Below are 8,592 nucleotides of genomic sequence, written 5' to 3' on the forward strand. Positions count from 1 at the left end.
TGTTTTGTTTCTGCTAGATGAGTATTACAAAACTTTTTTGAAGTTAGAGAAGAAATTATGGATTTGGTTTTTCAAACATCTACGCGAAACAGCAGCTGTTAGCATGGTTAGATGATTCCAGCATCCTGAAGTGAATCATAAATCAATCATGAAAAATTTATTTATATTACATTCAACAACAGTAGAGAGTGTTCATTTCAATCGATTATTTTTATTGAAATTTTGAAATTAAATGGTAATGTATTATTTGGGAGAAAATCCTATTTGTTACAATATTCAGATGAAATTTCTTTGTAAATCTGAGTTAATTATGTAACTTAAAAGAGATTCGATTAAAATTAACATTATAGGGACAGGAAGTGTAAAGAGTGAGTGAGGATAAGGGTTTGGATATTGTAGGGATTGGTAAAAGTCTTGAGATTATGAATCAAATAATAAAAAATATTCAAGAGGCAAAATCAAAAAAAGAAGAGAAAATTGATGGACAACAAAGAGAAAAACTTGAGATCCTACGAAACGAGCTGAAAGATTTAGGTGCCAAATTTGATGATTGTTTTAAATTATCAAATGACGAAAGGAACGATTGCATTCAACATAACCTAGTGATATGCGGGGAACTTTTATCAGGTGCCATGGTTCATGAACGAGCTATTGGTAAAAATAAATTAAAGGGTGAAACGTGGGAAGCATTTTTGTTTGAGTGGAAGGATAGATTCCCGTTAATAGCTAAGTATGATAATAAAATCTTTAACGAATTAGTCGGAATTTCAAAACTCTACATTAAAAGGGAAATGGTTAGAGCTTTAGAAAAATTTGAAGAACTATTTTTTGTTTACATTCCAACTAAATAAAATATTCATTTTCATTATTATTAGGCGAACACTTTTTATCAAGTGAGCGTCTTTTTTTATAAGTCTTTGAGAGTTTCAAGATATACTAATGTAATTCTTCTTATACAGTTTGTAATATCTTTTAATAAATTTCATATCCATCTTCAGTTTTCTGGAAAGATTTGCAGGTAACAATTTCGTTTGTAGACGTATCTTTAATACATGATAAATAAACTGGCTGTGCTGATCCAAAGTATACATATTTAATATTGGTAAGTAACACTTTCCCTGGTCCACCTTGATCAAATTTTCTATCAAGTAGATTTGATAGGGGTTTATGCTCCCGAGTTGTCTTTGCCATTTCCTATTAGGATTATCTGCCTGATCTGCCCTACCAAGTTATATTTTCTCACAATCCTTTCAATCTTTTATGAACATTACTTAATAACAATAGTACCTGCTTTTGTTTTAATCAAAGAATTTTTTGATTAACTTATAATCTTGCCAATCATTTTCTTGTCTGAAGCCCTTTGATTATCAGCCTTAATCGATGCGTAATATCCACTCCCGCTTACCCTTACAAACTTACTGAGGTATTTTACCATTCTAGTAATAAAACACTTTGTGATTATCTTTGGATAAGCAAGAATATCTCCGTCTTCGATACTATTTTTCTGCGTTCCGAGGGCGTCTAACTTTTTTTAGAATTCTAGTTCTGCTTCTATTTCGTGCCTCAGCTTTCTATAGACTTTCCTCAACTGTAAGCTGCTTGGAAGATGGTCTACCAGTACTGCCTTTTCCTCTCTGCTCCGTAAGGGACCAATTTTCACTGAACTGATTAAAAGTTTTCTTCATCGCTTTAAGCAATGATTAGGCTTATCTGTACCAATCAATTGCAGGTCAAGCCCTTGCTCAATAAATCTTCAATTTGAAGGTGTTTTGACGCTCTGCTAAAGCCCTGATTTTCGTGAAAATTAAGTTCAGATTACCTTATATCCTGATATTTTAGAAGTGTTAAGAAGGAGTATTCTACATAAGCCTTGTAAAGGACAAGGTAAGGATAGGATGTCATAAACTATTCACATTTTAATGAATAATAGATGACCATTTACTTCATTTTTCTATATATCAAATATGAAGGAATTTTATTAGCAGAAAGGCAGTGGTGGAAGATGGCAAGGTTCAGAATGGTACATACGGATTTTTGGAAGAATCCGATGGTTTCAGAAGAGATGACCCCGGAGGACAAGTATTTTTATCTCTATCTACTTACAAATTCCAGTACCACTCAAATTGGAATCTATAAGATAGTATGTCAACACTAAACTAGACAATTTTTTTAAGGTGTTCATTTTTGTACTCAATTGGGCTTAAATACCCAAGTGTCCCATGAATTCTTATATGATTAAACCAATGAACATAATCATCTAACTCCAACTTTAACTGTTCCAAACTCTCAAAATATTTACCTTTTACAAACTCCGTCTTGATTATTTTAAATGTGGCTTCGGCTACTGCATTATCGTAAGGACAACCTTTCATGCTCAATGAACGTTTTATTTCAAATGTATCTAGTGCTTCATCTATCGTCTTGTTTTTAAATTCTTTCCTCTATCTGTGTGGAAAAGCTGAATTTGCCTTAAATCAGCTTTAACAGTTGATAAGGCTTGATATACAAGATCGGCATCTTTATGAGGACCAGCACTGTGGCCTATAATCTCCCTATTATAGAGATCAACAAATAAACATATATAATTCCATCGGTTTTCAACTCTTACATATGTTAAGTCACTTACTACTACAGCTAATTCTTTTGGTTGATCAAATTTCCTATTTAACTCATTTTCAACCTTAGATTCATTACACTTATCAACATGAGGCTTAAACTGTGCAACTGTATATTTTGATACCAGTCCATTTTCTTTCATAATTCTGCCAATCCGACGTCTAGAAGAGACTATACCAAGCTTTTTTAATTCATGTTTAATTTTACGTGTACCATAGTTCTGACGGCTTTTATGAAATATATCGATGATGGAAGCTGTAAGTTCATCGTCTGATTGGGTGTGCTCTTTTGCTTCATAATAATAGGTACTTCTTGAGAGTTGTAGGACGTCGCACATTGCTGATATCGAGTATTTGTGACGGTTATTTTTGATCACATTTACTTTCGTCCTATTATCAGCGCTGCTTGCTTTAAAATATCATTCTCCATCAACAAACGCTGGTTCTCTTTACGAAGCATGATCAACTCTGCTTCTTCTGGCGTTCTATTATCCTTTTCTTTAAATGAACCAGAAGTTTGACTTTGCTTAACCCATTTATCCAACGCCGAAGGTGTTAAATCGTATTCACTAATAAGATCTTTTCTAGGCTTTCCATTTTTATATAACTTGACCATTTGTGCTTTAAATTCCGGGGTAAATGTCCTTCTAACTTTTGTCATTTTGGCGTTCCTCCATAATTGAACAAGATATGAGTAGACTCCCAAATTTAGTGGGTAACCACCACAACTTGACAAGGAGCCTCTACGGGCATGCTTTCCCAGCCAGGAAACCAGATGGCTATGACATCTGGCTTGCCAACGAGGCTAGCATACCCGCCTCTCCTGGTAAAGTTGCTAGTTCGGATCTCTTATGATAGTAAGCAGTATGCCCAGAACTGGCCGTAAGTCTACTTGACCTTAATTTTATTGTTCAGTTAAGTGTAGCCGATTCAAGATTACGAAAAAACAAATGGCGTTTGACCTCGGTTATTCGATTGAGAGTGTTCATTCTTTAATGGAACGATTTATCTCGCATCACAGGTTAATCCGTTACAATCCGGAAACAAGAGAACTGGCACTTAAAAACTGGGGGAAGGATAATCTGCAAAAAGGCGGAAAGCCGGTGATGGATTGTATTGTTTCCGAGTTAAAGGAGGTAGAAGATCTCTCCCTAATTCAATATGTTTTGGAACCTATTCAAAAACAGGAAATTCGCAGCCTTTATGAATCCTTTTGTGAACAAGAAGAGATGGTATTCGACAATGAAGCTAACGAGCAAGATGAACATCATACATATTTGGATCTTCCATGTGAAGAGAGTAACGATACGTTGACGCGTCGTTATACGATGAGTGGTCAAAAAGAAAAAGAAGAAGAAAAAGAAAAACAACAACAAGAAGCTCTTTATCCAAATCTAGAGAAATATCCAGATATCGAGGATCCATTTCAACAAAATCAAAAAGATGTCAAAGAAATAATAGAGTTTTGGGACTACAATGGATTTGGTTTTTCGAATATTAATGCGAAACAGCAGCTGTTAGCCTGGTTAGATGATTCCAGCTTCCTGCAGCCGAAAGAGGTCATATTAAAAGCCATGAATATTGCGTGTGCTAATAACAAGCGAAGACTGAGTTATGTGGTTGGGATTCTAAGAAACTGGGAAAATGAATCATTGCTGACCGTAGAAGAGATTGATTCGTATTATGAGAACCAAAAACCTGTACCCAAGCACAAGCAACCTGCCGTATCTACAGGAAGACAAATTCCTAAGGGGTTTGAACTCGATCTAACGGCTGGTGAAGAGTGATGAGTGTAGCGGAAAAAGCGTTTTTAGGGTGCTTGATGAAGGCAGAGAATTTGCTCAAGGATACCGTGGTCCAGCCTGAACAGCTCGAAAGTACACGTCATAAAGAATTAATGCGAAAAATGCTGGAATTAAACCAGGCAGGTAAGAATATCGATTTGATCACATTGACCACCTTACCCGATCTCGATTCATTCGGGGGAATGTCTTACCTTTCCGAGCTGTTATCGTTTGCGGATCTTGAAAAATTTGAAAGCACGGAGAAGTTCATTCTTGACCTATGGAAGGAACGGGAAAAGAGACGTATCTTAACTGTTGCAGCTTTGAATGATTGGGAGATTGCGAAAGTCCTAGCCGAGCTGGATAAAATTAACCAACTGAAGATGGCAGATCACACGTCTTTACAACAGGCTTTGTCCAATATCTATGAGGCACCTTGGGAAGAACAAGCACGCAAAAATGTGCCACCACGGGCATCATAAAGCTCGACGAAGTGACGGGAGGCTTCCATGATGGGAGGTAACAATACTAGCCGCAAGACCCTCCATGGGGAAAACCGATGTGATGCTTCATTTCGCCAAAATGATAGGTTGGGCTGGTTACTTGCCACTCGTATTTTCTTGGAAATGCCCGAACGGCTGATCACCACCCGATTAATCGCTTCAACAGGGGGCATTAATCGATCAAAAATGCGGGATCCGAAAAGAATGCTCAGTTAAAGTCAAAAGGATAAATGGTCGGATGTAATTGGTGTTCTCAATCAAACCCATATGCAAATTTGTGATGGGGCTGGACAATCGATTGCCGAAATCAGAGCGAAAACGCGGAAAATGATGAATCAATTTCCAGCCAAGAAACCGATCATTTTGATTGATTACTTAACACTGATCCAATCGGGACAAATGTACGGAGGGAATTCCCACCTTCAAGTCACGGAAATATCCAAATCACTGAAAGCAATGGCGAAGGATTTTAATTGCCCCGTCATTTGTTTGGCGCAGCTAAATCGCTCAGTGGAAGCAAGAGCCGATAAACGGCCAATGATGTCTGATATTCGGGAATCAGGAAGTGTGGAACAAGACGCTGATGTCATTTTGTTCTTATATCGTGAGTCGTATTATGACAAGGAGATTAACGATCAATCCCTTGAGATCTTTGTCTCGAAAAACCGAAATGGTCCTGTTGGAAGCATTAAGGTGAATTATAACGAGCATACAGGCAAAATCGAGGACCAAAAGGGAACGAGTGTTACGGTTGCATAACTTGTATATAGTCACTTAAGTAATAACCACGGATGCCAAATATACAAATAACCAGGTGTTATTACATGTTAGTGAAAGAACTTTACCTAGATAGTTTACGTTATGAACAATCATCATTGGCCAATTACATACACCATTTATTAGCAGAAAAGAAGATTTCCTTAGAGGACAACTTTTCCCCATCAGACTTAGAGAAAGCATACCATCAGAAGGTTGCAGAAATGATTGAAAATAATGTGTTGGGTTTCCATAAAGTTTGTGTTTACTCTTTGAAAATGAAACCAAAGGAATTTGTGTTTATCTTTGCAAAAAACGAGCAAGAGGCCATCCAGTTCTATAAGAAAACATTTCAGCAAATGCCCATAAACTGTCACGAATATTGCCTCGATTTCGAGTTAACTAGAGGCAATGGTGTGATTTCGTTTCGTGAAATGAGGAAGGAATTCGAGATTTTTCCAGCGATCGCGGGGTATTATAAGAAGGTATAACAGCTATATAGACAGTTTTTAGACTTGAAAGTCTAAAATTTAATTAAATATCTGGAGTCTGCCAAACTTTGTGACAAAGTGGAGAATTAGTGGGTATGTACCATAGTAACTTAATTTTTTATGGATTCCTATTGAAATTTTTGCCAAAAAACTAAATAATGATTAACAAAGTAATATAGTCAGGAATGATTTCTAAATGATTGTATATGAGGCGACAAAATCCGAATTTCTAAAAGATGTTTTTCAAGACGAACTAGTGAATAATATATCAAGGAACTATAACTCTAAAATAGGACGTATAAATGAGCGGGAAGTGCGGGCATGGGATAATTCTATGCAATATATGTACCGTGTGTTAAGTGATCAAGAGATTCCCAAAGATGCTGGTGTTGCAATCGAATTTAAAATACCGTATACATCTAAGCGGGTTGACTTTCTTATTTCAGGTAAACGCGGAAAACAAAATTCAATTGTGATTGTGGAACTAAAGCAGTGGGAATCAGTAGAAGTAATTAGAGGAAAAGAAGCCATTGTAAAAACAGTCATTAACCGAGGATTGGTGGAAACTACCCATCCATCATATCAAGCATGGTCATATGCTTCTTTAATAAAAGATTATAATGAAAATGCACAGGATGAAGAAATGGAGTTATATCCATTTGCCTACTTACACAATTATATTGATCAAGGCGAGGATGATCCTCTTACTGATAAGGTTTATCAATATTATATAGATGAGGCCCCAGTATTTGTTAAGGGGCAAGCGAGCAAACTTCGTGCGTTTATTAAGAAGTATATTCAATATGGAGATAATAAAGAGAATTTATATAAAATTGAAAATGGACGGATTCGCCCATCAAAGTCTTTACAGGATTCCTTAAACAATATGTTAAAGGGAAATCCAGAGTTTGTGATGATTGATGATCAAAAAGTAATCTACGAACAAGCCATCTTTATGGCAAAAGAAGCACTTAGAACAAATACGAAACAAGTTTTAATTGTAACGGGAGGCCCTGGAACAGGTAAATCTGTTCTCGCCATCAACCTTCTCGTTGAATTAACCAATCAAAGCATGGTTTGCCAATATGTAACCAAAAATGCTGCACCAAGAAATATTTATGCATCAAAATTAAAGAGAGATTTTAGAAAAGGCCATATCGATAACTTGTTTAAAGGGTCAGGAAGCTATATTAATGCACCAAAGGACGAGTTCGATGCTTTGATTGTAGACGAAGCTCATAGGTTAAATGAGAAATCGGGTATGTTTTCAAATTTAGGTGAAAACCAAACAAAAGAAATTATAAACGCATCAAAGTTCTCCATTTTTTTATAGACGAAAGGCAGCGAGTTACTTTAAAGGATGCAGGAAGTATCGATGCGATAAAGAAATATTCCACTGAATTTGGAGCCAATCTATCAATTTTGAACCTGGAGTCTCAGTTTCGTTGTAACGGGTCTGATGGATATTTAGCATGGATTGATGACGTTCTTCAAATTAGGGAAACGGCGAATGCTAACTTTATGGGCGGTCAGTATGATTTTAGAGTATTTGATGATCCCATGGAGTTAAGGAAAGAAATAGAAGATCTTAATAAAAAAAATAACAAGTCTCGGATTGTAGCCGGTTATTGTTGGAATTGGGACAAAGTTGGTCAAAGTAATCCAGATTACCATGATATTGTGTTGCCAGAGTTTGATTTTAAAATGAGTTGGAATCTTGGAAGTACAGCTACATGGGCGATTGATGAAGAACTCAGTAAGTGAATGTGGATGTATACATACTTGTCAAGGACTTGAATTTGATTATGTTGGAGTAATTATTGGTGATGATTTGCAATACGAGAATGGTTTAGTCATCACTGATTACTTAAAACGAGCCAAAACGGATAATTCTTTAAAAGGTCTGAAAAAAATGTTAAAGATAGAACCAGATAAGGCAAAAAAACTAGCAGATGAAATTATTCGAAATACCTATCGTACACTGATGACACGTGGACAAAAAGGGTGTTTTGTATATTGTACAGATCAGGAGTTGGCTGCATATTTTAAGGAACGTTTTAAAAATAGCAGTAGATTATATGAAGAAAATGAATTTTATAGATCGTATCCAAGAATTGCCGAGGATAGAGAAGAATATTAAAGGAAGAAATATTTAAGATGACCTGATGTTCTCTAGTTCAATAATATGACACTTAAAACGGAGAATTAATAATGCATTATAATTAACTCAACTTTCGCACCTGGAAAAATGTAATGAGTTTATATGTGTGTAATGTTTGGAGCCGTTAAAGTATGGTACTAGACTTTAAATATAGCCATGAAAAAACACCTCTTCATTTGGTATAGTTGATTTGTCGAGAATCACAATACCATACAGAAGAGGTGCCCCCTATATGATATCGAATAATGGTCAAAATAAGCAACTACCAAATGAACTAACATC

Annotated in this window: 6 protein-coding genes and 4 pseudogenes; 9 read left to right on the top strand and 1 reads right to left on the bottom strand. The window is 36.0% G+C overall.

Annotation, left to right across the window (positions count from 1 at the left end; all coding sequences use genetic code 11):
* Positions 1–368 precede the first annotated feature (368 nt).
* Entirely contained in the window at positions 369–851 is a 483-nt protein-coding gene (locus M3226_RS28835; RefSeq protein WP_251572640.1) for a hypothetical protein, read from the top strand.
* Between the two features lie 1,151 nt (positions 852–2,002).
* Positions 2,003–2,140: pseudogene (locus tag M3226_RS28840) on the top strand (DNA replication protein DnaD); the annotation flags it as partial.
* A 16-nt stretch (positions 2,141–2,156) separates the two neighbouring features.
* On the opposite strand, the pseudogene M3226_RS28845 reads toward M3226_RS28840, so the two are convergent.
* Positions 2,157–3,276, bottom strand: a pseudogene (locus M3226_RS28845) (IS3 family transposase).
* A 289-nt stretch (positions 3,277–3,565) separates the two neighbouring features.
* Here M3226_RS28845 and M3226_RS28850 point away from each other — a divergent pair.
* From M3226_RS28850 to M3226_RS28880, 7 genes and pseudogenes are all read left to right on the top strand, one after another.
* Positions 3,566–4,402 (top strand): DnaD domain protein, encoded by an 837-nt coding sequence (locus M3226_RS28850; protein ID WP_251572642.1) that lies wholly within the window; start codon positions 3,566–3,568, stop codon positions 4,400–4,402.
* Positions 4,402–4,881 carry a DnaB-like helicase N-terminal domain-containing protein gene (locus M3226_RS28855; protein ID WP_251572644.1) on the top strand — a complete coding sequence of 160 codons (480 nt, stop codon included), beginning with the start codon at positions 4,402–4,404 and terminating at the stop codon, positions 4,879–4,881. The genes M3226_RS28850 and M3226_RS28855 overlap by 1 nt, the downstream gene beginning before the upstream one ends.
* 27 nt (positions 4,882–4,908) lie before the next feature.
* Positions 4,909–5,118 (top strand): hypothetical protein, encoded by a 210-nt coding sequence (locus M3226_RS32610; protein WP_308212007.1) that lies wholly within the window; start codon positions 4,909–4,911, stop codon positions 5,116–5,118.
* A 21-nt stretch (positions 5,119–5,139) separates the two neighbouring features.
* Positions 5,140–5,661 (top strand): annotated as a pseudogene (locus tag M3226_RS28865) (DnaB-like helicase C-terminal domain-containing protein); the annotation flags it as partial.
* A gap of 65 nt (positions 5,662–5,726) precedes the next feature.
* A complete protein-coding gene (locus tag M3226_RS28870; RefSeq protein WP_251572648.1) occupies positions 5,727–6,149 on the top strand; it encodes a hypothetical protein in 423 nt (140 codons plus the stop codon).
* 955 nt (positions 6,150–7,104) lie between these two features.
* A pseudogene (locus tag M3226_RS28875) lies at positions 7,105–7,913 on the top strand (DUF2075 domain-containing protein).
* Positions 7,867–8,289 carry a DNA/RNA helicase domain-containing protein gene (locus M3226_RS28880; RefSeq protein WP_251572650.1) on the top strand — a complete coding sequence of 141 codons (423 nt, stop codon included), beginning with the start codon at positions 7,867–7,869 and terminating at the stop codon, positions 8,287–8,289. The pseudogene M3226_RS28875 and the gene M3226_RS28880 overlap by 47 nt, the downstream one beginning before the upstream one ends.
* Positions 8,290–8,592: the final 303 nt, after the last annotated feature.

The organism is Neobacillus cucumis (assembly GCF_023715505.1).

Excerpts from the sequence above, each read along its gene's own strand:
- M3226_RS28870 (WP_251572648.1), top strand. The coding sequence starts at position 5,727 with ATGTTAGTGAAAGAACTTTACCTAGATAGTTTACGTTATGAACAATCA.
- M3226_RS28855 (WP_251572644.1), top strand. The coding sequence starts at position 4,402 with ATGAGTGTAGCGGAAAAAGCGTTTTTAGGGTGCTTGATGAAGGCAGAG.
- M3226_RS28850 (WP_251572642.1), top strand. The coding sequence starts at position 3,566 with ATGGCGTTTGACCTCGGTTATTCGATTGAGAGTGTTCATTCTTTAATG.
- M3226_RS32610 (WP_308212007.1), top strand. The coding sequence starts at position 4,909 with ATGATGGGAGGTAACAATACTAGCCGCAAGACCCTCCATGGGGAAAAC.